This is a genomic window from Butyrivibrio sp. VCB2006 (assembly GCF_000420945.1).
Taxonomy (GTDB): Bacteria; Bacillota; Clostridia; order Lachnospirales; family Lachnospiraceae; genus Butyrivibrio.
In genome coordinates, this window is the sequence record NZ_ATVX01000011.1 from 25,016 (window position 1) to 50,984 (window position 25,969).

Genomic DNA, 25,969 nt, shown 5'->3' on the forward strand with positions numbered 1-25,969 from the left:
CGTAAATTACTCCTTCCTCATACGTGTTTAATTCTCAAAGTCATACATTGTTTTCTGCTAGCAGAACAATGTATGACCTTGATTATTTTATTATCAATATGTTCGGAACCCAGTTCACCAGTTTAAGTCTGCTGGTCTTATCGACTGCAAGCATTCCTATCTGGTAATATCCCGGAACAAGCAGTCCCTTTCTGATCTTGAGTTTGTAACCTGTAAGGTCCACATTAACCTGATCCTGAAGCCTTACCCTTATGTCAGGTCTGTACCAGGTATAAATAGGGAAGCTGTAAACCTTGCTGTCCACAGGTCCTGCTCCGCCCTCATTTCTCTCAACTTTTCTAAGCAAAAGCTTTTTCTCGAAAAGAGCATTATCAGATCCGATAACAAAGCTGTAGCCCTTAAGGAAGTAACCCTCCTCATTGCCCTCAGCCGTGACGCCGTAAAGCCAGTTGTCCATGGTGCCGTTGTACTCACAGCCAACTCTAAGACACTGATCCTCTCTGGCTCCGCGAATGCCTTTGTCGTGGATCGATACGTTTGAATATGCGATATCCTCCACAGGAGTGTAGTCCTCTCTCGGAATAATCGCAGAAATAGTCTCATCCTCAGTAAGATGTGGACTATAGAAAGGATCCACATTGTAAAGATGTACATGCCTTCTCATGAGAGTATCACCCTCAACGGCAAGTCTTTCCATCTTCTTGGGATCCATATTATCAAGGCCTCTTGAAAGAGACTCGTGATGTTTCAGATAAATGTGGTTACAACATACGTTGTAATAGCCCTTCTCAAAAACGCTATAGCAGAAATCAACGTCATTGAATGCAACCTTAAGCTCCTCCGGAAAGCCTCCGATGTCATTAAACTTCTTTCTGCTGATAAGAAGGCATGCTGCAGTAACACCGATATTGTTGTGAATACCTCTGTTATAGCCAAAGTAATGGCTCTTGTTATCGTGCATCTTCTGAAGCTTGTGTACAGGGCCGCGTCTGACATTGGCAATACCTGCGTGCTGAATAAGATCCGTATCAGGGTAAATAAGCTTGGCTCCAACAGCTCCCACATGCTTGAGCTGTGCCTGAGAAACCATCTCACGAAGCCATCCTTCCTTGACACACTCAATATCATCATTCAGGAAAAGAAGATAATCTCCCCTGGTGTTCTTGGCACCCTTATTGCACATAGCTGAGAAATTAAACTCCTCAAGCTTATACAGATAATTGATCTTGGTCAGCCCGTTCTTAACAGGAATCTTGCCGATGAAAACACCGTATCTTACGCGGTTCTTGGCCTCTGAACCATTATCAAGAACAACTATGTCATAGGTGATATTATCTTTTTCACTGGTAGTCTCTACTATAGACTCAAGGCATCTCCTCAAAACTTCAGGATGATCCTTACTTGGAATCACAATGCTGACCGTAGTAGGCTTCAGCAGCATATGTCTGGAGTTATGGAAGTTTCTGCCATAAAAAACATCCTGCTCAGGGTTTCTGTGGAATAGAACCTCCCTGATATGTCCAATAGGAAATTCCAATCCGGTTCTTTTTGCAAAGGCATGTTCATGAATCGCCAGCATGCAGAAAAGAACATCCGCTGAAAGCAAGGATGCTTCAAGTCCCACCTGTTCAGGTGAGTTTTTTTTATTGGAAGTGCCGCCAAGCATTCTGACAGCATTATCATATTCACTGCCAGCCTCATGCAAGGTCTGAGACCTGCATGCAAAAAAGCTGCCAATGTAAAACGCGTTAAGATAAGAGTCCGGTGACCAGTCCGGCTTAAAGAAAGGATGAATGTACTTGCCAACCTTACCATACTCGTCCTCATCACCATATACTACATTGTGTTCAGGATGCGCTATAAAGTACTGCTTAACAACCTCTGTTGCTCTCTTTGTAAGCTTACCCTTAGGACTTACAAAAAGATATACTACATTCTCATCGTTCTTGGAATCAGATAATTCCCACACCTTGGCATAGGGAACAACCTTCACCTTGGGCTCGGGAAGCTTATGGGGCACGACCTCCCCAGTCTCTAAAGTTTCATAGCTAATAGGAGCCGTTGCTTCTATAACCGACTCTTTTTCTAAGGCATGCTGCCACTTGTCATAGGCAGAAGACTTAGCACTTACTATCTTGTTGTATTTCCTTACTCTTTTTCCTACAAGAACTGACTTAGCTACGTCCTTTAGCATATCCCCAACCGTCACTCCTCTTCGTCTCTGTAGTAGCGCTCCTCACGCTTTTGAACAATCTTTTTACCAATCTTCTTGATGATATTATCCTTGGGCTGTGGCTTTTCTTCCTCCACATCCAGGGTCTCAACTACAGCCTGCGCTGCATTTCTTGGTAAAAGAGTCATTATCATCTTGATACACAGATGATTTCTCTCCTGGACGCTGAGTTTGTCTGAAGTTAAGCCAAACTCGATATTAGGATCATCTGTATTAAAGATCATTGAATCATCAGAAATCCAATTACCGTTAACCGGATGAATTGAAACATCTGACACATTATCAGCAAATGCTTCCCCATTCCATGTGGCACTAACAAGTGTGACCATACACGGTGCAAAAGCCGGATCGATTCGAACAGTTCTGCAATTGGCATCGACTCTGATATCAAGGCTTACAGTATTCTTCTCATCATACTGCTCCTCCGGGAAGATTGAATCATCCTCAGAAAAGCCCCCGCCCTCGTCCAGATATATCTGAATACAGTCGTCAGGTCTTGCACCCTGGGTTGGATGAACCATTTCCTTGGGCACTATAACCTTTCTGCCAATTTCCTTCCAGATTTCAACCATTGACTTACGATTTCCGGTCACGTATTTCTGGAAAGCATATTCCTCATCAAGTAGTACCTTGATGTTTTCTTCCGATATATTAAGCTTGTCGAAAATAGGCTTTGGATCAAACTTTTCTCTTTTCCTATCTTCTAATCCATAGCAATACAGCGCTCTCCACACCTGTTCCTTGGCAGGAATGCACTTACCATAGGTCCACTCATAATCTATTATAGTCCAAATAGGACCGTTAACCATAATATTTGAGAAAATAAGGTCATAATCAGACACCGGATAATCCGGCTTGTAATTAACTCTTCGGATGTACTCATTCAAAAGAGCATTGAAGCCGTCCATATCATCCTTATCAATGCACTCATCAAGGAGCGATGCCAGTGGCACTCCATTGACAAAAGAGAAAATGGCACATCCTGCTTTTTCATCAAGCTGACAGTCATTGACCTCCAGATCACCGCCTCTGTACTTCTCAACAAGACCCTCGTAAGCATCTCTCATGCCGAAAACATGCTCTTTGGCAGCCTCGGTAAGAGGGAACTTTTTGATGATCTTTCTACCTGTTCTGCTGATTGCAATGTCAGTTCTTATCTTAAATTCATCAACTCTGTCATTGCTGTATTTACTGTAAATAGTATCAAAACCGGGACCGATAATTACCTCAAAAGAGTTGGCAAAATCCGGATACATTCCATCTTTTACCAGATCCTCGTAGGCATGCTTCTCATTAAAGAGAACCATTCGATCGCGGTCATAGTTTCTGACGTTGTCCTGAAGCTCTCCAAATCCCGGAAGATAATAATCCGAGTGTAAAAGAGTCATCAGCTTGTAATCAGGATATGGATAGTAGAAGTGATACTCCTTCATGCCACATTTCTTGAAAATATTGATAAGACCGTTTCTTGTAAAGGTCTTGGCAACACTATCCGCTGAATAACCTTCAATTCCTGTAAAGTAGGTTCCAAGGTGATCCTCTGCGCATCCTGCCAGATACTTAAGTCCAAGTCTGTTCTCAATGGCGATAACGATTCTTCCGCCCTTTTTGAGATGGCGATTCATCATTCTAAGGAACTTCTCGTAGGGATTCTCTGTTCCGATATACCCCTGGGCATACTCAAATACGCCAATCAAAAAGATATAGTCGAAATCCTTGGGAAGGTCCGGCTCCACGTCTCTAAAGTTACCGATATGAATAGTAACATTGTCGCAGTCCTGATTTCTTGTAGCATTGATCTCAGAACGTCTCCTTGAAAGATCACAAGCTACAACCTGTCCCGCCTTCTGGGCCAGCATTCCGGTAATCGCACCACATCCTGAGCCAACCTCCAATACCTTGGCACCCTTTTCCATAGGGATCCACTCAACGATATTGGCTCTTTGCTCAGACAAATGATAGAGAATAGGCCAGTTGCCTCTCTCTTCAATTACCTTGGGATACTCTTCTTTTTTATATTTTTTGACAATATCAAGAAGGTCATTCTCTATAGCTCCGTCACTATAAAGATCAACCCCTGAATAATGCTTGAAATTAAGTGTTACCTTGCCAATCTTGATTTCTTCCTGCATGTGCTCGTTCCTCGCGAACTTATTTACTTGCGTCTTCTACCTTACATGTAGAATTCATGTCGTAGTATCCAACTGTGTTCTTGTCGGAGACAACGGTGATGTTGAGAGCATCGTACAATCTGTGATATACAGTAAAATCATTCTGCTCAAAACCTGTTACGCCAAAGCTTATAAGATATTCGCCCCCCTGAAGTGACATATTCTGGGTAAAAGAAATATCTTTTACATCTCCGGCCTTGACGGGCTCAAGAAATGCCTTTTCAACCATAGAATTGGTACCTGTAATCTCGATACCAAGAATGTTCTTGAAGGTAAAGGCAAAAATAGGTGCTGCAACATCCTTGTTAAACTTAACTCTCATGTGAACCGTAAAGTCAGTTCCCTTAATAATGGAACTGGCTCTGAGGCCATTTGCGTCTGTTACATAGAATTCATCTATTGTTGCTGCGCCGTCTCCATACTCGAGAGTATCAGGATTCTCACCCATAGCCTTGTCTTCTGCCTGGGATTTGGAATTCTTTTTATCTAAGTCTTTGTCTCCTTTAACCTTGGAGTTAGCCTTCTCATCTGCCTTGGCAGCAGCATCCCTTATCTGCTCATCATCAAGAAGATTCTCCACGTCGCCACCTGTTGGAAGTGGGTACTGACCAACAAGAACCTGTTTGTAAATGTCGATCATTTTCTTGGGAGTGCCCTCTCCAAGGAGAACACCCTGGTTCAGAAGGATTGCCCTATCACAGTACTTACTGATACTGGACAGATCATGGGATACGAAAAGAATAGTCTTTCCCTGCTTCTTGAACTCTTCAAACTTGTGATAGCACTTAGCCTGGAAGAATACGTCTCCAACAGAAAGAGCCTCATCAACAATAAGAATCTCAGGATCAATATTGATAGCAACCGCGAAAGCAAGTCTTACGAACATACCGCTTGAATAAGTCTTGCAAGGCTGATATACATAATCTCCGATATCAGCAAACTCAAGGATTGCATCAAGCCTCTTAGTAATCTCTTCCTCGGAAAAGCCAATCATCATACCGTTAAGGTAAATGTTGTCAATTCCGTTATATTCCATATTAAAGCCGGCACCCAGCTCCAAAAGAGCTGAAATATGGCCGTCTACATTAACTTCGCCGGATGTAGGTGACAAAACTCCTGTGATGATCTTGAGGATTGTGGACTTGCCGGAGCCGTTTGTTCCGATAATACCCACGGTTTCGCCCTTTTTAACAGATAAACTCACATTGTTAAGAGCAAGATGCTCTTTGAATCTCTTTTTACCGGAAAGGCCGAGAGAATCTTTGAGTCTGTCCATTGGCTTGTCATATAATTTATAGGATTTAGTGAGGTTTTTAACCTCAATCGCTATGTCTTTTTCCATTTATATCTCCGCGGACGCAATTACAAAACATCAGCAAAGTGAGGTTTTGATCGTTTGAATATTAGTGTTCCAATGCTAAATGATGCTACAACAAAGAGCCAGAAATATGTTGATGAATAAAAGTGCTCAAAGAACCAAGTGTCACCCATGATTGTGTTTCTGTAGCCCTCCACAATATAGGCCATAGGATTAAGCTTGATTATCCATTTGTAGTCATCAGGAACAATATTGATATTCCACAATATCGGTGTAAACCACTGGAACAGCTGAAGGCCGATGTTTATGATCTGTAAAAGGTCTCTGAAGAAAACAACAATTGCACATGTTGCATAGCTAAGAGACAGTACCAGAATAAACTCGCATCCAATGTAGTAAATAAACTGAATCCAGTAAATATTCGGATAGTATCCGTATACACAGGCAATGATCATCATTACACAGATAAAGAATACGTGTATGAACATCGCTGCAATGATCTTAACGATTGGAAGAATACTGATCTTGAAAAGAACCTTTTTTACCAGATAGTTATACTCCAAAAGTGATGTGGTTCCATTTGTCAGTGCTTCTGTGAAAAAGAACCATGGAACAAGACCTGCTGTCAGGAAAAGAACGTACGGCATCTCGATGCCTCCTGAAACAGCCTGAGCTCTTGATTGGAAGATAACGTCAAATACAATATAGTACATGACAACAGTGACCACCGGCTGTGCCAGTGCCCACACTATTCCCATATATGATCCCGCATATCTCTTTTTGAAATCGTTGATTGATAATCTCTTAATGAGCTTTCTGGAATGAAATAGTTCCACCGGTAAAACTGTAAGTTTTTCATACCAGGCAAATCCCAGAATACAACTCACTCCAATCAGAACACATCCGCACACCTTTTTGAGAAACTCCGTATGCGGATCTGCAAGCGGGTTATTATGCAATACCAGTACCAGCGCAAGCGCAAGCGCCAATACATAGAAAATGCCCAAGCCAGTGCGCTTGGGAAGTTTTCTTAACCCTTTATTCAAAACTGTTTGATTCCTCCCCATTTTGTATCCTTGTCTGAGAAGATGAGCTCAACGCCTTCCTGAAGAGGCCATTCTACACCAATATCAGGATCGTTCCAGATAAGGCCACCCTCATCATTTGGATGATAAAAATCAGAGCACTTATATGCAAATTCAGCATAATCAGACAGTACCAGGAATCCATGAGCAAAGCCCTTTGGAATGAAGAACTGCTTCTTATTCTCTGCTGATAAAACAACTCCAAACCACTTACCGAATGTCTTGCTATCTCTTCTAAGGTCTACAGCTACGTCGAAGACCTCTCCGTTTATACAGCGAACCAACTTGTCCTGAGGAAACTCTTTCTGGAAGTGAAGGCCTCTCAAAACGCCTCTCTTGCTGGCAGACTGATTATCCTGTACGAATTCACAGGTAATTCCTGCTTCTACGAAATCATTCTTGTTGTAAGTTTCTACAAAATATCCTCTTGGATCTCCGAAAACCTGCGGTGTGATAACCTTAAGTCCCTCAATTTCACATGTTTCAACTGTAATTTTACCCATTTTAATCTACAACTCCATAAATATATTTTTGGCCTGACCCAAAATGAGTCAGGCATATAAGCATATCATGATGCCATTTATTTGGGATTTCCCACAGGTGTTCCACCGATTGTTTCCCCACTGGGAATCGGTCCCTGAGGAACTTCTCCGTCAGGCATATGTCCCATACTGCTTCCAAAAGAAGCAGCGGCATCAGGCTTATCAAGCTGTCCTACAACAGCCATACCAAGGCCGCCCTCGGAGCTATCCTCCGCGCTTGATGAATCCGAGCTGCCAGCCTTCTGAGTATTCTGCTGAATTACTACTACAGCAGGAACCTTTTCTGTTTCATCAAAAAAGTCTTCGTCGTACAGAAAGCTCTTTAAGTCATCGCCAATCTGCTGACCATAGATTTCCTGTGAAATAGACATTTCCTCAGTAGAAACTTCTACTGAAGCACTGCTATTCTTTTTCCCAAGCATCTTGTTGATCTTGTCAGCATTCGTTGCATAAATAATTACAACTACCAGGATAAAAGCGCTAAATATGGTCATTAAGGCCATTGTGAATACTTTTTTATCCATATGAACCCCCTGATCATTCTCCCCGTTTGTTATTGTCATGCTAACTGCAAGGCAATAACGAAGTCATGATTATAATCCATTAGCAACTTCTACTAAGTATTTACCATAGTCTGTCTTCATGAGAGGCTCAGCCAGCTTAAGGAGCTGTTCCTTATCAATGAATCCTCGCTTGTAAGCAATCTCCTCGATACAGGAAATGTAAAGTCCCTGTCTCTTCTGGAATGCACATACGAAATCAGATGCATCAAGAAGTGAATCGTGGTTACCTGTATCAAGCCAAGCGAAACCTCTTCCCATAGTCTCTACAGAAAGCTCGCCTCTTCTAAGATATTCATTGTTTATGCTGGTGATCTCAATCTCACCTCTTGCTGAAGGCTTAACGTTGGCTGCGATATCAACAACCTTGTTGTCATAGAAGTAAAGACCAGGAACTGCGTAATTACTCTTAGGATTCTCAGGCTTTTCTTCAATGCTGATAGCCTTACCGTTCTCGTCAAACTCTACAACACCGTAAGCTCTTGGATCTCTTACGTAGTAACCAAAGATAGTTGCCCCGCTCTCTCTTGAAGCAACTTCTCTAAGAAGCTTACTAAAGCTCTGGCCATAGAAGATGTTATCTCCAAGAACCAGTGCAACTGAATCAGATCCAATAAACTTAGCTCCGATGATAAATGCATCAGCAAGACCCCTTGGCTGCTCCTGAACCGCATACTCAAAGGTCATACCAAGCTGTTCACCGCTTCCAAAAAGCTCTTTAAATGCAGGAAGGTCTCTTGGTGTAGAGATAATGAGAACTTCTCTGATTCCTGCAAGCATAAGAGTTGAAAGTGGATAATAGATCATAGGCTTGTCATAAACCGGCATCATCTGCTTGGACATTGCTCTTGTAAGTGGATAAAGCCTTGTTCCTGAACCGCCTGCTAAAATAATACCCTTCATGTGTATATCTCCTTATTGTTGTATGATACGGATTTCTCCGCTTCGCTTTCGAAATCCTGCAAACATTCGGAAATCGATATGCTCATTCTTCGCATATCTTTTTTCCTCATGTTTGTTCAGGTAATTAATACAAATTGATAATTGTGTAAACACAATCAATTTGTATTATTACCTTTTACCATACATCTTTTCGTAGTATTTCTCGTAATCGCCGCTTGTTACGTGCTCCATCCATTCCTGGTTCTCGAAGTACCACTTGATTGTCTTGCGGATACCTTCGTTGAACATTGTCTCAGGCTCCCAGCCGATCTCAGCCTTGATCTTATCTGGAGCGATGGCATATCTTCTGTCATGGCCCTTTCTGTCTGTTACATACTTGATAAGGTCATATGAAAGATGAGCCTTTCTTGGATCTGAATCATCAAGCTCTTCCTTAAGAACATCAATGATTGTCTTAACTATCTCGATATTCTGCTTCTCGTTGTGTCCACCAACGTTGTAAGTCTCGAAAAGTCTGCCCTTTTCCTGAACCATATCGATAGCCTTAGCATGGTCCTCAACAAAGAGCCAGTCACGTACGTTCTTACCATCGCCGTATACAGGAAGATCCTTACCTGCAAGAGCGTTGTTGATGATAAGAGGAATGAGCTTCTCTGGGAACTGGAAAGGTCCATAGTTATTGGAACAGTTAGTAATGTTGGCAGGGAACTTGTATGTGTCCATGTATGCCTTTACAAGCATATCTGAGCTTGCCTTACTAGCTGAATATGGGCTGTGTGGTGAATATGGAGTTGTCTCATAGAAGTATGCATTTGGATCATCATCAAGTGAGCCGTATACTTCATCTGTAGAAACATGAAGGAACTTCTTGCCCTCCTTGAAGGTTCCGTCAGGAAGCTCCCATGCCTTCTTGGCAGCGTTAAGCATTGTAGCTGTTCCAAGAACGTTAGTCTGAACGAAAACCTCTGGATTAACGATAGATCTGTCAACATGGCTCTCTGCAGCAAAATGAACAACTCTGTCGATGTCATTCTCCTCGAAGATCTTGTTGATAGCATCTCTGTCGCAGATATCAGCTTTAACAAATGTGTAGTTATCTCTGTTCTCTACGTCGCGGAGATTCTCAAGATTTCCGGCATATGTAAGTACGTCAACGTTGATGATACGGATATCGTTGTCATACTTTTTAAACATATAGTTAATGTAATTTGAGCCGATGAAGCCAGCTCCACCTGTAACCAAGTAAGTTCTCATTATTTTATCCTCGTTAATTTAAAAAATTTCAAAATTTTACTGACATAGTATACCACAAGAACAAGTCAAGTAGAAGTCCAGCTTAATAATTGGCTCTACTCGGCTTGTTTCCTGGGTTTTATGTGATTCATTTTTATTAGTAGCAGATGTTCATGTCAACATAACCATTAATTCCGGTTACTTTTGCCTTGGAAGTGTACTGCCACATATCGTATCTGCTGCCTGAGTATGTTACAGCTTCAGCATACTGAGCAAGCCAGATCTTGTAATTAGTAATCTGTGATGTGTTGATATAGCTTGTAAACCAGGTCTTGTTAGCGTACACACCAGCCTTATATCCGGCATTCTGGATAGTTCCACAGAAAGCCTTGATATTAGCTGTTCGCTGTGCTGCGCTGATTCCATCGCCACGGCCATGGCTTGCTTCCACATCCAGGTATACAGGATATGAAATGTTATAGCCCTTAATCAGGTTGATAACCATTGAAGCCTCTTCTACTGCCTCAACCTCATTGACAGCCTGGGTAAAGAAATATACGCCAACCCTGATGCCTGCATTCTGCGCACCCTGGATATTTCTTCTGAATGTAGGATCTTCGATAAGTGCACCCTCTGAGGATCCTCTGTAACCACATCTGATGATAACGAAATTGATTCCGGAATTCTTAACTGCAGCCCAGTCAATGTTTCCGTTCCACTTACTTACATCAATTCCTCTTCCACCGGCATTATTTGCAAGGGCTCCGTCCGAGCCAAAAGAATACTTGGCTCCCTGAATAACCTGCTCACCTGTTACATAATTACCGTTCTTGTCAAAGAAGTATGTCTTTCCTTCAATAGTCTGCCATCCGGTGTACTTATAGTTTGTTGCAGCCTTTCTTAAGTAGAACTTGATGTTCTTGTTGTAATAGTCTTCCAATGTAGCTTCTCTATAGCTGCCATCTTCCTTCTTAACCCAAAGAACATTTCCGTCCTTATCCTTGAGGGTCTTTGACTTAGCTACAACAGTAACTGCGATTGTGTTTTCTGCATAACCGGTCGCAGTAACCTTAATTGTAGCTTCTCCTGCTGCTTTACCGGTAATAGTTGTGTCTGAAACGGTAGCAACATCTGTCTTGGAAGATTCAAGCTTGATAGCCAGATTCTTTTCTGATGAAGAAACCTTAACTGACTGGCCTTCAACAAGAGTAATCTTGCTAATCTTCATAGGAACCTTGTTACCTTCCTTAGCAACAACCGTTACGTTTACAACTACTTCAGCGTAGCCGTCAGCAGTAACCTTAATTGTTGTAGTTCCTACAGATACGCCCTTAACTTTACCATCAGAAGATACTGTAGCCACCTTATCATTCTCAGACTTGAATGTGACCTTCTTGGGTCCTTCTACCTTAAGTGCAACCGTATCGCTAACCTTCACATTTACAGATGCAGGTGTTATGGTCATTGTCTTTGCGTCGGCCTTAGCAACGGTAACAACAACCTTTGCATCGTTATATCCATCTGCAGAAAGAGTAATATTTGCAGTTCCTTCCGCTATAGCCTTAACAGTACCGTCTGAAGCAACAGTCGCAATCTTTTCATTGTCAGACTTAAATGATACTTTTGAAGGCTCGGTAACAGTAATCTTGGTTGAATCTCCAACTTTCATTGAAGGATTTGCTGAAACGCCCTTCATGTCCTTCTTATCAGCCTTGCTTACCGTAACATTTACCACTGCATCATCATAACCATCAGCTTTAAGGGAAATACTGGTGCTTCCTTCTTTTACTCCGGTCACAACACCATCTGCTGAAACTGTGGCAATCGCTGTGTCTTTAGATGTGTAAGTTATCTTACTTGTAGCTGAAGCACCAATTGATGCAGTTGCTCCGGCTTTTACGGTAATTGTATTTCCATCAACAGAGAATTTGCTGTTAACCTTCTCTTTTTCTTTTACAGTAATTGTTACTGCAGCTGACTCACAGTCATCTGCAGAAGCAGTAATTGTTGCGCTGCCTGCCTTCTTGGCTGTAAGTGTATCTCCTGAAACAGATACAACACTTGAATCATCAGATGAAAAAGTGATCTTCTTGGAGGTTCCTGTTGCTGATACTGTCTGAGTATCATCTACTGTCATGGTTGTGTTTGATACGTTAATTGACAGCTTTTCTTTTTCCGGCTTAGGTGTATCGCCCGATCCGGAGCCGCTATCGCCTGAGCCTGATCCGCCTCCGTTGTTATCTCCGTTATTTCCGCTCTCAGAAGAATTTCCACTGGAGCTTTCGCTTGAACTTCCGCCTGTGCTTGCATCCTGGCCAGGTTCAGAAGATTTCGGTGTATCATTATCCTCAATAGAAACATCTGTAGTACTACTAAGCATCATAAACATCCATGGTCTAACACCAACCATCGTTGAACTGCCCGGATCCGGAATGGAATCCTTCTTAACTTCTTCATAAGTATAGGTTCCATCAGTACTCTCGCCTACAGCAGTCTTAGTACTTTCAACCCACTCAACCGTATCCTTGAGCTGTGATTCCACCTCAGCCTTAACCGCTGTATCTTCCTTAGCGGCGTTGACCTGAGATTCCTTCTTAACCTCATTGCTGACATCGACAGCCTTCATCTCGACCTGATCCTTAACAGTAAGACTCTGGGTCTTGATCTCAAGCTTATAATTCTCATAGCCGGCAGGAAGCTCCTTGGGAGTTATCTTGTAAACGCCGGCAGTAATATCTTTTTTGTAGATAATTCCGTCCTGATCGTGGTCGTTATAGGTAACCTTGGATCCGTCAGGAGTCTCAACATCAATCTCAAGAGGCAGGTTTGCAACGAGCTTACCGGTCTGAGAGTTGATGAACTTAACCTTCATATCACTCTTGATACTGGTAAGAGTCATCTTAATAGTCACATTCTCAGCATCATCCGGAACTTCTTCCTCTTCTTCCTCCTCAAGCATTGCATCTTCAGAAACGAGCTCTGCTGCCATAGCTTTTGCACGCTCTGCATCTGCAACCGCAATAAGGCCGCCCTGTCCAATGACAGTTACTTCCGCCATATCAGCGCCCACCTCAGTGAAGGAATCAAGCTGCTGCCTGTTACCCATAGCCTTTACGTAAAACGAACCAGTGGCAATAGCACCTGCCAAAATTAGTAATGCAAAGATAGCTGCGATTCTCTCTGTAGCTGATGTATTTGCAATAAATCCGATTATCTTGGAAGGAACGGATTCTCCGCGATCTTTTCTGTCGCCGCGGCCGCGTCTTCCCTCATATCTGGCATCCCCGGGATAATATGCGTCCTCATCTTCATCCTCAGGGTAATCATCACCGGGATAATCGTCTTCGTCAGAGTAATACTCACCATACTCATCATCTGAGTAATCCTCTTCCGGGTAATCATCCTCGTATCTGTCGTCTATTTCGTCTTCTTCCGGATAGTCATCTTCCTGATCATCCCTTACATCGTCGGCGTAATCTCTCTCGGGATAATCATCTTCATACCTATCCTCATAACGATCATCCGCATCTTCCGGATAGTCATCTTCCTGATCGTCCCTCACATCATTAGCGTAATCTCTCTCAGGGTAATCCTCTTCAGGATATTCCTCGTCATCCTCGTAGTACTCGTCCTCGTCGTACTCCCTATCCAAATCAAGGACCTCTTCTCTATACCTGTCGCGGTTTCTCTTATCCTTGGCCTTAAGCCCAAATAACTTCTTCATACTAAATCCCCTTTATAGCAGGAGTCCATCAAAAGAACTCCTTCATGCACAACACTTTTTTCAAACTTACCGGTGTACACACTAACCCCAATGTACACCATATTTAGTGCTATTGTACCACTATTGGCACTAAATCCACAACCTACCTATATATCCCCCATTTCAGTTCGGCATCATAACCTTCCTAAGCCTCTTCTCATCACAAATTCTCATTTCTAAAAACTGCACAATAAATATAACAAGTTAAATCCAACTCTTTTCCTGCTGACCACATAAAAAGTGGATGTCTCTTATTCGGTAAACAATAAGAAACATCCAATAATTGCGATTTGTATTCTTCAGTTCTTTTTCAGCTTATCTACAAGCGCATTTATAGCGCCATTATCCAGCGTCAGAACATTGGCTGTAAAAATAGTCTTCACCAGCCATACCAGGAACACAAAAACCAAAACAGGAATCACGCAGGAAGTTACTATCATAACTGCCAGCGACTCAAGGAGACTGCTCAAAAATGCAGTAACCTTATCAACCGTGTCTGTCGTAATTGTTGTGAACTCGTTAAAGAATCCGCTGTCGGAATCCCCTTCTATCTCCAACTCATTGTACTCTTCAACTGCAGCATTTACGCTCTCTGCCTGAGTCTGATAAACCATGTCGGACAGCTTAACACTGGCAGGAACAATAAGGAAAAAGACCAGTCCGATAAAAGCAATCTTTCCTGCAATCTGATACCAGTTCTTTTTGTCAAAAATAATTGCTCCGCAGCAGATTAGGCAGGCAATAGGCACCAGCACAGAAAATGCAATGTATCCGGACAGGCTGATCATGAACTTCATGAGATACAGCGCACTTAGGATCACCAAGAAGTACTTGGATAGTTCCGCAAGCTGCTCCGCGATAGGAGTACACATATCTCCCGGTAAAAGAGATAGCGTTGCACTGGTTCCGGCTGCTCCTCCCGAGAGGGTCATAACCGTGGTGATCTTGCTATCCGTCTCTTCAATAGAGTGAGTATGATTGTAGGGGCTTGCTGCCCATGGTGCTATTTTGGTAAAAGAAATAACGGCTACTAACAAAAGTACTGCAACTGCGGCAATTTTCTTAAGGTTCATAGTTATTCCTCCACACAAATCTAATCTCATATCCGTTTGCTGATGGGAAATTCCCGATAAAATTCTCAACCAAAGCCCTGGCCTGTTCGTCAGACCTTTCGATTATGCCATTTTCAAGGGCTTTCTCCTTGGCAGCCTCCTCAAACTCAGAAAGAGAATCGTTATAATCCTCAAGCTTCATGGGATTCCACAGAGAATCTTTTTCCGAAAAAACTTTAAACGAATCCTTGTCTATAGTAACCGCCTGGATTATGGAATGTGGTATATCCACAGACAAAGTCTTGGACTCCTCGTCCTTGGTGATCTTGATCTGTTCAAAATCAATCCCCGCCATAACCGCGCCGTCATAACTGTACACCAGCTCCGAAGTTGAGGGCACCAGATTCAGAATCTTTTTCTCCTTGGTATAGGTCTCAACCTGAGTAAAATAGTACTCCTGGGTTATGAGAACTCCCATATTCTCAAGGCCGTCCTCAATCACCTCCGTGCTGACAGACACCAGGACCTTGTCACTGCTGCCCTTCATGGCAACACTCGAAGGCGCTGCGGCCTGGTCAGCTCTTTTCCTATCTCCGATGTATCCTGCTCCAAGGATTATTATCGCAATGGCGGATACCACTATAATTCCAAGATATATTTTATTCCGAGTCTGAGATAACTGATTCTTCATAAGCTTCCCCTCCATAACAAAATACTATCTCCATCCATGGAATTTCAAAAATGAACTACCTACACCTCATCCAAGTCCGTAGAAAACTCCGATTCCGGCAATAATAAACAGCACACCAATAATCTTTTTATTTGTAAATTTTTCTTTAAAGAAAATCCTGCTCATGATCATTACAAGAATGTAGTTAATTGGCTCCATTACTACAGTTCCCATGTAGCCAAGGCCGCCATAGCAAAAAATTGTGATGATCATCGAAACAACAAGCAGGCCGTATCCGCTGATAACAAGCACATTAAGGTACTCTCTGATAAAAGATGGATACTCTTTTCCCGCACTCTTTTTAAGAAGCATCTGGGAGCTGGCTGCCACCAGTTCAGCCAAAATCATAAGAAAGAAGAATATATTAAACATTACCGTTCTCCTTTCCTGCTGACTCATTTCTCATATCATTCACTGTTTCAATATCAGCATCTGCATTATTCGCTGGTTCTTTTTCAACTTCATCCCCGGCTTCATCAGAGTTCATGATAACAACTCCAACGATAACAAGAATGACTCCCAAAACCTTCCACAGTGTAATTCCCGTCGAGAAGATAATAAAATTCCACAGCATAGACCACATCAGTGTCAGAGCCTTGTTAGCACAGGCAATGGAAAGCTGGAACTTCTTGATCATCTGCTGCCAGATAATGGCATACACAGCAAGGATCACAAATTCCAGGCCAAAAAACAAAATGTATTTAAAAGACAAAAACTCATAGTCAGATGCAAGCTTACCGGCTACAGTCGAAAGTGAGTACACAACTACTGCGCCCTGCAACTGCAATAAATCCACAAGTCCTATTTTCTTTTTCTTAACTTCCAAATCACTCATTTTCTATTATTACTTCCAATCGTATTCCTTTTGTCAGAGTATTATATTCAGAATCTCTTTTACCAAATTATCAATGTCCGGTGCCGTTCGGATAGATCACATTCACGAAGTGCTGAGCCACATGCTCGTTGCAGGCCGCATTTACATGGATATTGTCCAGCATCCACTCTGCACTGTTGTCCTCGTGGATGGTTCCGTAGTAATTGTCTATGAATGTTACACCACGCTCACCTGATACATCAAGCATAAACTGTCGATAAGTAGTGAGCCTTCCGTTTCCAAAGTCCACCATGTCTCCGCTTACGATTGAGCCGCTTGAATCATAGGCATAGCACATGGTAAAAGACATACACACAATCCTGATGTATGGATAAGCATCCTGAAGAGCCTTGATTCCTGAGTTAAGAGCGCCTCTATAGGTAACAGGGTCAAACTCATTGTCAGGGTTCATTCCAATGCGCATGTTCAAATAGTCCTGAGCATTATAGTAGATAACAATTGTGTCAACCTTGTTCATATCAACATTTTTAAGATCCCAGGTCGTCTGGGTATAAGCATAATCATCAAAAGATGATGAGTAGGCATCCATCAAACTGTAATCCCCTGAAACCATGCTGTTAACCACGTTCACAAAGCTATAGGCATCCAGCTTGTAATCATCAGAAACCTGGATGTTCTTCATAGCCACAGTTGAGCCTGGGAATCCGCAGTTGATTACGGTTGCGCCAAGCTTGCTTCCAATCTGGGCTACTACTCCTGTCTCAGATGAATCATATGTCAGAGCATCATTACCAAGGAAAAGAATAGTCTCCTCATCGTCGAATTCATGGCCGGCCTTCTTGTCATCAGTTAAAAGAAAAACCTGATCCTCAATCTCAACCTCCTGGCTTCCGGTGTCAGTGGTATCAAGTTCAGCTGTTCCCATGTTCCAGCGAACAAGCTTAAACACAGAAAATGCTATAACTGCTATGATTATTCCACCAAAAACAAGGTGAACCCATACCGGAATATCCTGAAAGCTAAAGTTCTTTTCTTCTTTTCTCATAATTTTATTCTCCTCAATAATTACCAATCCTTAGAAAACAAATCTTCAAAATCAAACTCATTTATTATACCACGCATCTTATCCAGCTCCATTTGCATCTGTTCAGATGTGAAAACCTGGTGCTCTCCGCTTGCAAAGCACTCCACCATATATCTGTTGATCTCACGCTTGTAGTGAGAATAGTCTGCGTAGTTATTAAGATCAGTAACTTCACCCATGTTCTGGAAGTAAAACAGATGCACATTTCCGTACTGAAGAAGTCTGTATGCCACGTAGCTATACTGAACAAAGGTTGCTTCAAGAGAATTCTCCTGTATCACATTGTGCCAGTACAAAATGCTATATGGAGGGAAAAAGAAATAAAACTGAGTCTCTGGGTGTTCCTCCACAAAGGGGAGGATATTCTCCTCAAGATTCTCTTTGGTAGCTTCAAGCATTGCATCCGCAGGAAGCTCCTCTTCAACCTTTTCCGGCTCCTCATAGGTATGCATAACCCACTGAATATTGTAATAATCTGGTGTCCACCAGCTAAAATAAGCTTCCGATAAATCCGTGCCCTGCCTCTGCACAATGGGCCTAAAAATGTACTGCATGATAACATCCTTATTCAGCACATATTTCACATCATTGAAGATATTGTTATCGTAGAGATACTCGGGTCTTTCGTACTTAACAGTATCAATATCTGCCGCCATTACAGGAATATCAATTGCAAAAAATACTGCTTCTACAGGATTGGACTTTCTGGCATAGCTAGTCTGATCAAATACAATTGATAACATGTTGTAGTCATCTCTTGGATAGGCCCCGCTGCAGCTAAGCTTCAGGGTATCAAGCCCCATCAGCTCTTTGAAATCATCTGTATCAAAGTTTACAGTCATTGAGGATCCAATAATGCAGGAATCGTAGTTCATATTCCTTGCCATTCCCGGGTTCTGGCTCAGCTGATTATCCACCACATAAGGAAATCCCGGTATTGGCTTGTGATAATGGAAAAAAGGATCCACATACACCACAACTCCTCCAACCAGAACAAAGGCTGCCAAAAGAATAGCCCAGAAGGAGATAAAGAGCCTACGGTACTTTCTGCTATTATTACTAGAAGTATTCAATTTTTCTTTTGATAAATCCGTATTATCTTTCATATTCAAGTCCACGTATCCAAAGCATCTCCTGATACCTTAGAAGTTCATATACAGGAACGTGCTAACTCCGCCAAAGCTCACAATACTCCATACCAGCAGAAGTACTGTCAGAAGCGTTGTTCCAATTCCAAGCTTAACCTCTTTGCAGCGTCTAACCGCATTTGGGAAAAAGAAAATCATAACTGCGGAACATGCAAAGAATATCCAGGCACACAGTTCCCAGGCGTTACTAAGCTTCATAAGAGGTGTAACCTTCAGAATGTACCACAGCTCATCAATCTGAAAGGCTGCGGAAAAACCATTGCTAAAGCTCCTTACCCCGCCCTTAAATATCTGCCCGAACAAGATCAATGCGTCTTCTATAGTCTCTGCTCTGAAGAACACCCAGGCTGCGGTTACATAAATAAAAGTAAGTAGTATCTTGATTCCCTTTACAATCGCTCCACCAACACTCACATCATTAATCTTTGCATTTTCTCTATGTTTTCCATACCACCTGGTAATCACATACAGCACACCGTGCATGGCGCCCCATATAATGAAGGTCCAGCCGGTTCCGTGCCAGAAGCCGCTGATAAGGAAGATGATCATGAAATTGATATAGGTTCTGACTTCGCCCTTTCTGTTGCCGCCAAGAGGAATATACACGTACTTGGTAAAAAATCTGGTGAGGGTAATGTGCCATCTCTTCCAGAAATCAACGATATTAACAGCCTTGTAGGGTGAGTCAAAGTTAATTGGAAGCTCGATTCCAAGCATCATGGAAACAGCTGCTGCCATGTCACAGTAACCACTGAAATCAAAGTACAGCTGGAAGGAATAAAATACCGCTGTCAAAACCGCCTCGATGCTTCCCATGCCCACAAGCCACTGAAAGTTAGCATCCACGGCTCTTCCGATGGTGTCTGCCATAATAACCTTTTTGAACACACCAATGGAAAAGAGATACATAGCCCGAAGGAAAATCTCATAGTCAAAAGATTTCTCACAGGCCGCCTTTACCTCTTTGTCAAAATCTCCATAGCCCATAAGCGGTCCCTGAAGGAGCTTAGGGAAAAAGAGAATGTAAGCCAGATAGTTCATAATATCAAACTTCTCGATATCGCCCCTCTCAAGATCAACAATGTATGAAATCTGATTAAAGGTATAAAAGCTGATTGCGATAGGAAGGAATACTCCCCATAGCTTAAAGAACAAAAGCAAAACCACATTGAGGATCACGCCAATAGAGAGCCAGAGCTTATGAATCAGGATTTCTCTACCAAAAAGAGAAATCCCTATCCCCCGCTCTCTCATGAAGCTCATGGGAATTGCTGTGCAGACATTGATACAAATACTGATAAATATAATTGCCAGATTTCTCATTCCAAAAAGAGCATAAAAGCACAAAGATCCCAGTATGATACAAAGATCTACCAGCACCCTTGCATTTCCCTTCTTCCTGCCAATGCTGCGAAGAACATTGTAAGCAAGAAGGAATATAGGCAAAAAAATCAAAACAAATTCATAGGAATTAAAGACCATATCCTAATCCCCCAACTACTGTTACAGTCAAAACTTATCTGCAGGCTCTTTCATGGCCGTAGTCACAGCCAGAACTTATCTGTGGGCGCTTTCATATCCGCATCGGAAAGATTCTTAAAAGCTTCCATATTCCCACTTAGCTCCTTATAAATGTGAGCTGCAAAGTTTATGTCATGGATAGAAACCCCGATATTATAGGCAAGTATACGCTCTTTGTCGCTTTCACGACCGCAGGCCTTTCCATTTACAACATCACTGACCTCAGCGTAGTACCTGAACTTGGAGAAGTTTCCAAAGTGGTCCACATGTCCGGTATCATCAGCAAAGACCTTGTCAAAAAACAGATCGCAGTTAGTAAATCCTCTGGTGTGCACAGGAACAATAAGAACGCCCTCGTCAAACCACTCATCCTCTGCAATGTCATTTTCAAAATAAGTAGCACAGGAAATCACCACATCTGACCCTTGTATGCACTCACGAACAGAATCCACAATCTCAAACTCGAGATTATTGAAATCCTTGAACCTATCCATGAAGCTTTCAGCCTGATCCTTGTAGCGAAGAAGCTTAACAGATAACTTCTTATCCGTAAGGACAGAAGCAAGAACCAGAAGGCTTCCGCGGGCCACATTTCCAAGGCCTATCATACCGATAGTCTTAAAGCCGCTCTTACCAAAGGTAATCACGGAATGGGCTGCTACTGCCCCGGTTCTCATGGCAGTGATCCAATTACCATCCATCAGGGCCAGAACTTCTCCGGATTCAGCGTTCATAAGGAGAATCTCACTATCAAGAGAAGGCTTCCTTTCAGGGTAACGAGTCACAACCTTAATGCCCCCCATGGTGCCATCAGCCGTCTCTATCATAGAGGGCATCACATTGCAAAAGACATTCCCCGGCCTGTTCATATGAGTTTTGGGCGGAAGGACTGCGCTGTCCTTGGCTTTAATCATCTCGCTTACCCACTCATAACACTTAACCGGCGAAATATTCATGTTCTGTATATCTTCAAAACTTACTATTTTCATCCACAATCAGTCCCTAAACCAATGCTTATTTAATCCAAGAAACTCCAAATCACTGCAGTTCTTGTCTCAGAGCCTTTATCAGAACATCATTATCTTCCGTATTTCTCACTGCAAGCCTTAAGTAATTACGTCCGTTTGTCTTGGTCGTAAGCTCTTTTATCAAAAGATTATGCTTAATCAGGAGCTTTTTAAGAAGCTCCTTGGGAGAAATGTCAGCATCAAGCTCTGCCATGACAAAGTTAGCCTGGGATGGAATAACCCTAAGCCCCTTAATGCCGGAAAGCTCCTTTTCAAACCTTGCTCTTTCTTTCCTAAATCTCTCAAGAGCAACCACATAGTCCTTTTTATACTTCTCCTCAATCTGCATGTAGAACTCTGCAAAAGAGTTGATGTTCCATATAGCCACATCTTTTTTCATGGCTGCAATTGCATCTACGTCTCCGGAAGCCAGAATTCCTAGGCGAAGTCCCGGAACACCGTAGGACTTGGAAATACTCTTCATAACATACAGGTGCCTATTCTCTGTCAAAAGAGCCTGTGAAATCAACGTATTATCAGGCTCATCTGCAAAGTCTACAAAAGACTCATCTATTACAAGCTTAATGTTCCTGTCACCGCACCAGTCTATAATGCGAAGCAGATCTTTTTTAGGAATATAGTTACCACTTGGATTGTCAGGATTAACCACAACCAGATTGCTGATATCCTTATCCGCAAAGAAGTTCATGATATCATCTGCAGTGTAGGAATAATCCGCATTATCCGGAACAAAGTCCACAGAAGTAGCCCTGTCATAACGGTTTGGATACTCATCAAAGGTAGGACGGATAAAACCAACCTTCCCTTCAAAGTTCTCCATAAGGCTCTTAATCAGCTCCGCTGCGCCATTTCCTACAATAATATTCTCAGCATGCACGCCAAAATTCTTGGCAGCAAGAAGACTATTTACCCTCATACCTGAAGGATACTCGGTAAGAAGCGTATCAAAGTTAGCCCTTATCTCATCCTTCATCTTCTCAGGAGGAAAATAAGGATTAACCAGATAGCAGAAATCAATGAGCTTAGGATATCTCCAATATCCGCCGTATCTGCTCTGAAGAAGTCTTACCTTCTCATCCTCATCCGGAGTAAAAATAGACTCTGCGATATCAAGATCCTGAATATCATCGATCTCATACCAGCGCTGTCCATCAAGCCTCTTGGCTCTAATCTCAGGCTCATCAAGCATAGTGATAACTCTCAGAACCTGCTCATAATACTCATTCTGTCCAAGAGCAGACTGATATGCCTTAAGGAAAGGCACATAGTGTGTCTCAGAGAAGTGCTTGCTGAATTTGTAGATATTTACTGTCTTGTAGTAGTCTTTGATCTCATCAAACTTAAACTTCTTGCCGGGAACAAAGGCTTCGATGCTATCGTCCTCGGAAAGCTTAACGCAGGTTCCGTCCATCCAGGACTCATACTTATCAACAAGAGCAAGGGTATCCCTTGGATCTTCTATAAGCACGTCCAAAACCTCGTCTTCAAAAATCAGGTCTGACTCAAAAAGAATCGTATCCTCTTTTACCAGATAGTCACTGGCAAGTGACAGTGAATAGATATTGTTGGTCTTATCATAAATTGGATTGTCGATATACTCGATTGGAGTAGTAATGCCAAGGGTCTTAATATAACTTTTAAGCTTATCCCCTTCGTAGCCCACAACAATCACAATTCTGGACATGTTCTTTTTTTCTATCTGATGGAGCATCCTGTCTATAAGGGCAACTCCATTTACCTTAACCATGCACTTTGTATTGTTCTGAGTAAGCTCTTTTAAGCGCTTGCCCATTCCTGCCGCTAAAATAATCGCCTGCATTACTCATTCTCCTCAAAATGAACAATTCCCATCTTCTTGGGTGTCATGTAATCGCCGTAAACAAGCCTAAGTTCCTCATCGTACCTTGCCGGGCATGGGAACTTATCTTTTTCCATAAGTACTTCTGTAGCGCTTTCATAAATATCAAAGTCGTAAAAGGCCTGTATTCCGAAGGCAAAATTGCTGGTGAAACGGAAAGGTGTCTTCTCCTTCTCATATTTCCTCTGCTGCCTGTCATACATCTCTATCAGCTTTTCCAGGGAAAAGAGCTTTCCAACTGTGCTGATCACAAAGATACCAAGCTTCTGAATACCCTTGTAATCCTTGTAATCAATCCTTCGTCTCTTGGAAATAGTTAGAGCATGTATCATCTTGAGTTTGCGATACATGTTCTTCTGAAGCTTCTTATCTGCCGGAACATGGTCCACCAGAAAGATATCGACTGCAGGGTGATTCTGAAGCTTGTCCTCACCGCTAAGTGTAACTTCTGTATTGATAAGTCTAGGAACAAAATCAAAAAAATAAGGCTTATTGTCGATGGGCTCTACAAACTCCAGGGGCGCCTTCAAATTCTTTTTCATGGCTGCCTTGAAGCTTTCATAGTCCTCTCTCATAACCTTAAGGTCTATGTCATCATCCCATGGAATAAATCCATGATCCCTGACCGCGCCAATCTCTGTGCCAAAGGCCAGGAAATATCTAATATTGTTTTCTTTACAAATCCGATCTACTTCTAAAAGCATATCGTACAGAATACCGTGTAACTCTTCTATTGATTCTGCTTTTCTCATAACTTACTTCTCGTTTCTATTTTAGTTCGCATTCATTCTAAAGATTTAATCAATGTATGCTTCTTTTTTATCCAAGATATATTCTTTTATCCAACCTCAGAATACACCACAGGGTCACGATAAATCTTATATCCGTGGATTGTATTTACAAGCTCAAGTCCCAAATCCGACAACTCTGCATCAATCTTCCTGTCCTCAGAAAGGACAATATAGCTGCACTTTGTCTCTCTTGTTGCTTCCAAAAGAGCCTTAGCCTCAATAATCTCAGGCTTTTCCATTACCTCATAAACAGGATTGTAGTAATCCCACTGAGTAACAACCATCTCTCTTCCGAAAGGAAGCAGAATATCTGTGCTGTACTGTCTTACAAAGTGAACAAGCTCAGAAGGCATAGCCGCACGAACTCTTTCCTCCCCTTCATCCGGAGCAATCTCATCACAGATATCTATTACATGCTGAGGAATGTGATACAGATTCTCAGCAACCTTCACATTGTTGTTTGCGTACACAAGAGACCCTGAAATCGCGATAACAGCCAGCACTGCCACAAAGGCAATCCTCTGATATATACTCTTTTTCAGTGAAAAGATCAGCTTGCAGGCCGCAAAGGCAATAGTAACATAGGTAGGAATCAGCCACAAAAGTCTGTAGTATGTATCACTCCCCTCGTCAAAGGCAGCCACATACGCAATCTTTGTAACAGGTAAAAGAAATCCCACCAAGATCAAAAGTGGAATTATCCCCAGAACTATTTTCTTTTTGATGCTTTTTTCTGTTGCCACCAAATAAATAGCGGATGCGATCAGCATTATTAAAAGCGCACCATTTCCGCCATAGAGCTTAAGGGCAACCCAGCACTCCATGAAAATTCCGTACATACAAACCTCTCGAAATCTAATATATGAACCAGATCAACATGCTTTATCAACTATGAAACAGTCCCAAATACACCAGCAGATACAGCGCATTTGGAATCACACAGCATATAGCCCCCAATATCACACGAATATTCCTCTCAAATAACAAAAGAACCAGTGTAAAAAGAGCTACAAGCCCTGTTCCAAAAATAACTCCCAGGGAAGTACATACTCCGGACAACATATTAACCAGTGTCAGGAAAATCCAAGGAGAAATCTTGTAGATAAGCTTGTGTTCCTTGTACTCTTCATAGGACTCAGTGTTGTTATCAACCTTAGGTCCGAAGATAGGTCTTTTCCTGCTGTCTTCCAGCATCCATAAAAAGACCCACATAATAAGCGGAAATACCAGGCTGTTCACAATAGCCTTACCCTGCCAGGTTCTGGTCAAAAAGAACGTAGCCGGAGTATAGATTGAGATATTTCCGAACATCATAAGGAATGAAACAATGATCATGAATACAGGGATAACTTCCTGTCTTCTTCTGAACAATACTCTTGCAATCTCAACATAAACCAGATAAACAAATGGAATGATGAGAAGAGGCATTACAGAATGGGACATTATTGTGGCATGAACGCCGCATACTCTTGCCATATAGGCAATCCACATGGTGATAACTGCAAGGGCATGCCTTATATCAAGAGATGTGGAAGTTCCGGTATAGGGCAGGATCGTATTCATAACATCTGCCTGCTGCGCAAGGAGCGATTCCACAACAAAATAAGCGTCATCTCCGTCAAAACTTGACATTACCACAGCCAGAATCATCTGAACAACTAAGAGCACAAAGAAAATCCCCCAATAAATGCGGCTCTCCAAAGAATAACTTAGCTTTAACATTCTTGGGTCTGACCTTGGGCTTAAGAGTTCATGAGCTGTTGCATGGGTCTCACCTGGGAAAAGAGTCAGATAATCAAAGCCTTCTTTCTTAAGCAAAATTACAGCTTTGACTATACCTGCCACTGCCAGAGCCAGGCTGATACCCAAATAGAACCTGGTGCAGTAGGTGAAGGCATTATAGACATAGTGAAGCATACATGGTATAGCTATGACTTCAAACACAGCAAAATATACCATGTAGCCAAAGATGAAGGTGATTCCTATTGTTCTTCTGACTACAGGAAGTATGCTGTTACACAACACTCCTATGCAGAAGGGAACCACCAACATGAAAAATATGATTTTAAATACCGCTAATATTCCAGCCAGCAATAATAATTCCGTCCTTCCTG

The 25,969-nt window shown here is 42.2% G+C and carries 21 protein-coding genes; all 21 read right to left on the bottom strand.

What is annotated here, in order from left to right:
* Positions 1-82 precede the first annotated feature (82 nt).
* Complete coding sequence (locus tag G613_RS0111455) at positions 83-2,194, bottom strand: glycosyltransferase family 2 protein (RefSeq protein WP_029232770.1); 2,112 nt, start codon at positions 2,192-2,194, stop codon at positions 83-85.
* Positions 2,195-2,205: 11 nt separating this feature from the next.
* Positions 2,206-4,365: an SAM-dependent methyltransferase gene (locus G613_RS19210; RefSeq protein ID WP_029232771.1), complete on the bottom strand. Its 2,160-nt coding sequence runs from the start codon at positions 4,363-4,365 to the stop codon at positions 2,206-2,208.
* A gap of 19 nt (positions 4,366-4,384) precedes the next feature.
* Positions 4,385-5,746 carry an ABC transporter ATP-binding protein gene (locus tag G613_RS0111465; protein ID WP_029232772.1) on the bottom strand — a complete coding sequence of 454 codons (1,362 nt, stop codon included), beginning with the start codon at positions 5,744-5,746 and terminating at the stop codon, positions 4,385-4,387.
* A gap of 20 nt (positions 5,747-5,766) precedes the next feature.
* Positions 5,767-6,768 carry an ABC transporter permease gene (locus G613_RS0111470; RefSeq protein WP_029232773.1) on the bottom strand — a complete coding sequence of 334 codons (1,002 nt, stop codon included), beginning with the start codon at positions 6,766-6,768 and terminating at the stop codon, positions 5,767-5,769.
* Positions 6,765-7,310, bottom strand: coding sequence for a dTDP-4-dehydrorhamnose 3,5-epimerase (gene rfbC / locus G613_RS0111475; protein WP_029232774.1), 546 nt, complete (start codon positions 7,308-7,310; stop codon positions 6,765-6,767). The genes G613_RS0111470 and rfbC overlap by 4 nt, the downstream gene beginning before the upstream one ends.
* Before the next feature lie 77 nt (positions 7,311-7,387).
* Complete coding sequence (locus G613_RS0111480; RefSeq protein WP_029232775.1) at positions 7,388-7,873, bottom strand: hypothetical protein; 486 nt, start codon at positions 7,871-7,873, stop codon at positions 7,388-7,390.
* A gap of 69 nt (positions 7,874-7,942) precedes the next feature.
* Positions 7,943-8,812, bottom strand: a complete 870-nt coding sequence (gene rfbA, locus G613_RS0111485) for a glucose-1-phosphate thymidylyltransferase RfbA (protein WP_029232776.1) — start codon at positions 8,810-8,812, stop codon at positions 7,943-7,945.
* A 168-nt stretch (positions 8,813-8,980) separates the two neighbouring features.
* On the bottom strand, positions 8,981-10,066 hold the full coding sequence (gene rfbB, locus G613_RS0111490) for a dTDP-glucose 4,6-dehydratase (protein ID WP_029232777.1): 1,086 nt from the start codon (positions 10,064-10,066) through the stop codon (positions 8,981-8,983).
* A gap of 136 nt (positions 10,067-10,202) precedes the next feature.
* Positions 10,203-13,769 (bottom strand): GH25 family lysozyme, encoded by a 3,567-nt coding sequence (locus G613_RS18715; protein WP_029232778.1) that lies wholly within the window; start codon positions 13,767-13,769, stop codon positions 10,203-10,205.
* A gap of 338 nt (positions 13,770-14,107) precedes the next feature.
* Positions 14,108-14,881 carry a hypothetical protein gene (locus G613_RS0111500; protein ID WP_029232779.1) on the bottom strand — a complete coding sequence of 258 codons (774 nt, stop codon included), beginning with the start codon at positions 14,879-14,881 and terminating at the stop codon, positions 14,108-14,110.
* Positions 14,871-15,551 (bottom strand): DUF4230 domain-containing protein, encoded by a 681-nt coding sequence (locus G613_RS0111505; protein ID WP_196805056.1) that lies wholly within the window; start codon positions 15,549-15,551, stop codon positions 14,871-14,873. Before G613_RS0111505 ends, G613_RS0111500 begins: the two co-directional genes overlap by 11 nt.
* 66 nt (positions 15,552-15,617) lie before the next feature.
* A complete protein-coding gene (locus G613_RS0111510) occupies positions 15,618-15,962 on the bottom strand; it encodes a hypothetical protein (RefSeq protein WP_029232781.1) in 345 nt (114 codons plus the stop codon).
* Positions 15,955-16,425: a hypothetical protein gene (locus G613_RS0111515; protein ID WP_029232782.1), complete on the bottom strand. Its 471-nt coding sequence runs from the start codon at positions 16,423-16,425 to the stop codon at positions 15,955-15,957. The genes G613_RS0111510 and G613_RS0111515 overlap by 8 nt, the downstream gene beginning before the upstream one ends.
* Positions 16,426-16,495: 70 nt before the next feature.
* A complete protein-coding gene (locus G613_RS0111520; protein ID WP_029232783.1) occupies positions 16,496-17,470 on the bottom strand; it encodes an SGNH/GDSL hydrolase family protein in 975 nt (324 codons plus the stop codon).
* 20 nt (positions 17,471-17,490) lie between these two features.
* Entirely contained in the window at positions 17,491-18,615 is a 1,125-nt protein-coding gene (locus G613_RS0111525) for a hypothetical protein (RefSeq protein ID WP_029232784.1), read from the bottom strand.
* A gap of 36 nt (positions 18,616-18,651) precedes the next feature.
* A complete protein-coding gene (locus G613_RS0111530) occupies positions 18,652-20,139 on the bottom strand; it encodes an MBOAT family O-acyltransferase (RefSeq protein WP_029232785.1) in 1,488 nt (495 codons plus the stop codon).
* A 62-nt stretch (positions 20,140-20,201) separates the two neighbouring features.
* Positions 20,202-21,167 (bottom strand): ornithine cyclodeaminase, encoded by a 966-nt coding sequence (locus G613_RS0111535; protein WP_029232786.1) that lies wholly within the window; start codon positions 21,165-21,167, stop codon positions 20,202-20,204.
* A 49-nt stretch (positions 21,168-21,216) separates the two neighbouring features.
* A complete protein-coding gene (locus G613_RS0111540) occupies positions 21,217-23,025 on the bottom strand; it encodes an aminotransferase class I/II-fold pyridoxal phosphate-dependent enzyme (RefSeq protein WP_029232787.1) in 1,809 nt (602 codons plus the stop codon).
* Positions 23,025-23,816, bottom strand: a complete 792-nt coding sequence (locus G613_RS0111545) for a LicD family protein (protein WP_029232788.1) — start codon at positions 23,814-23,816, stop codon at positions 23,025-23,027. The genes G613_RS0111540 and G613_RS0111545 overlap by 1 nt, the downstream gene beginning before the upstream one ends.
* An 86-nt stretch (positions 23,817-23,902) precedes the next feature.
* Complete coding sequence (locus tag G613_RS0111550; protein ID WP_029232789.1) at positions 23,903-24,694, bottom strand: hypothetical protein; 792 nt, start codon at positions 24,692-24,694, stop codon at positions 23,903-23,905.
* Between the two features lie 46 nt (positions 24,695-24,740).
* Complete coding sequence (locus G613_RS0111555) at positions 24,741-25,949, bottom strand: DUF6077 domain-containing protein (RefSeq protein ID WP_029232790.1); 1,209 nt, start codon at positions 25,947-25,949, stop codon at positions 24,741-24,743.
* Positions 25,950-25,969 lie beyond the last annotated feature (20 nt).

Excerpts from the sequence above, each read along its gene's own strand:
- G613_RS0111505 (WP_196805056.1), bottom strand. The coding sequence starts at position 15,551 with ATGAAGAATCAGTTATCTCAGACTCGGAATAAAATATATCTTGGAATT.
- G613_RS0111455 (WP_029232770.1), bottom strand. The coding sequence starts at position 2,194 with ATGCTAAAGGACGTAGCTAAGTCAGTTCTTGTAGGAAAAAGAGTAAGG.
- G613_RS19210 (WP_029232771.1), bottom strand. The coding sequence starts at position 4,365 with ATGCAGGAAGAAATCAAGATTGGCAAGGTAACACTTAATTTCAAGCAT.
- rfbA (WP_029232776.1), bottom strand. The coding sequence starts at position 8,812 with ATGAAGGGTATTATTTTAGCAGGCGGTTCAGGAACAAGGCTTTATCCA.
- G613_RS0111465 (WP_029232772.1), bottom strand. The coding sequence starts at position 5,746 with ATGGAAAAAGACATAGCGATTGAGGTTAAAAACCTCACTAAATCCTAT.
- G613_RS18715 (WP_029232778.1), bottom strand. The coding sequence starts at position 13,769 with ATGAAGAAGTTATTTGGGCTTAAGGCCAAGGATAAGAGAAACCGCGAC.
- G613_RS0111550 (WP_029232789.1), bottom strand. The coding sequence starts at position 24,694 with ATGTACGGAATTTTCATGGAGTGCTGGGTTGCCCTTAAGCTCTATGGC.
- G613_RS0111510 (WP_029232781.1), bottom strand. The coding sequence starts at position 15,962 with ATGTTTAATATATTCTTCTTTCTTATGATTTTGGCTGAACTGGTGGCA.
- G613_RS0111540 (WP_029232787.1), bottom strand. The coding sequence starts at position 23,025 with ATGCAGGCGATTATTTTAGCGGCAGGAATGGGCAAGCGCTTAAAAGAG.
- G613_RS0111520 (WP_029232783.1), bottom strand. The coding sequence starts at position 17,470 with ATGAGAAAAGAAGAAAAGAACTTTAGCTTTCAGGATATTCCGGTATGG.
- G613_RS0111515 (WP_029232782.1), bottom strand. The coding sequence starts at position 16,425 with ATGAGTGATTTGGAAGTTAAGAAAAAGAAAATAGGACTTGTGGATTTA.
- G613_RS0111480 (WP_029232775.1), bottom strand. The coding sequence starts at position 7,873 with ATGGATAAAAAAGTATTCACAATGGCCTTAATGACCATATTTAGCGCT.
- G613_RS0111500 (WP_029232779.1), bottom strand. The coding sequence starts at position 14,881 with ATGAACCTTAAGAAAATTGCCGCAGTTGCAGTACTTTTGTTAGTAGCC.
- G613_RS0111530 (WP_029232785.1), bottom strand. The coding sequence starts at position 20,139 with ATGGTCTTTAATTCCTATGAATTTGTTTTGATTTTTTTGCCTATATTC.
- G613_RS0111535 (WP_029232786.1), bottom strand. The coding sequence starts at position 21,167 with ATGAAAATAGTAAGTTTTGAAGATATACAGAACATGAATATTTCGCCG.
- rfbC (WP_029232774.1), bottom strand. The coding sequence starts at position 7,310 with ATGGGTAAAATTACAGTTGAAACATGTGAAATTGAGGGACTTAAGGTT.
- G613_RS0111545 (WP_029232788.1), bottom strand. The coding sequence starts at position 23,816 with ATGAGAAAAGCAGAATCAATAGAAGAGTTACACGGTATTCTGTACGAT.
- rfbB (WP_029232777.1), bottom strand. The coding sequence starts at position 10,066 with ATGAGAACTTACTTGGTTACAGGTGGAGCTGGCTTCATCGGCTCAAAT.
- G613_RS0111525 (WP_029232784.1), bottom strand. The coding sequence starts at position 18,615 with ATGAAAGATAATACGGATTTATCAAAAGAAAAATTGAATACTTCTAGT.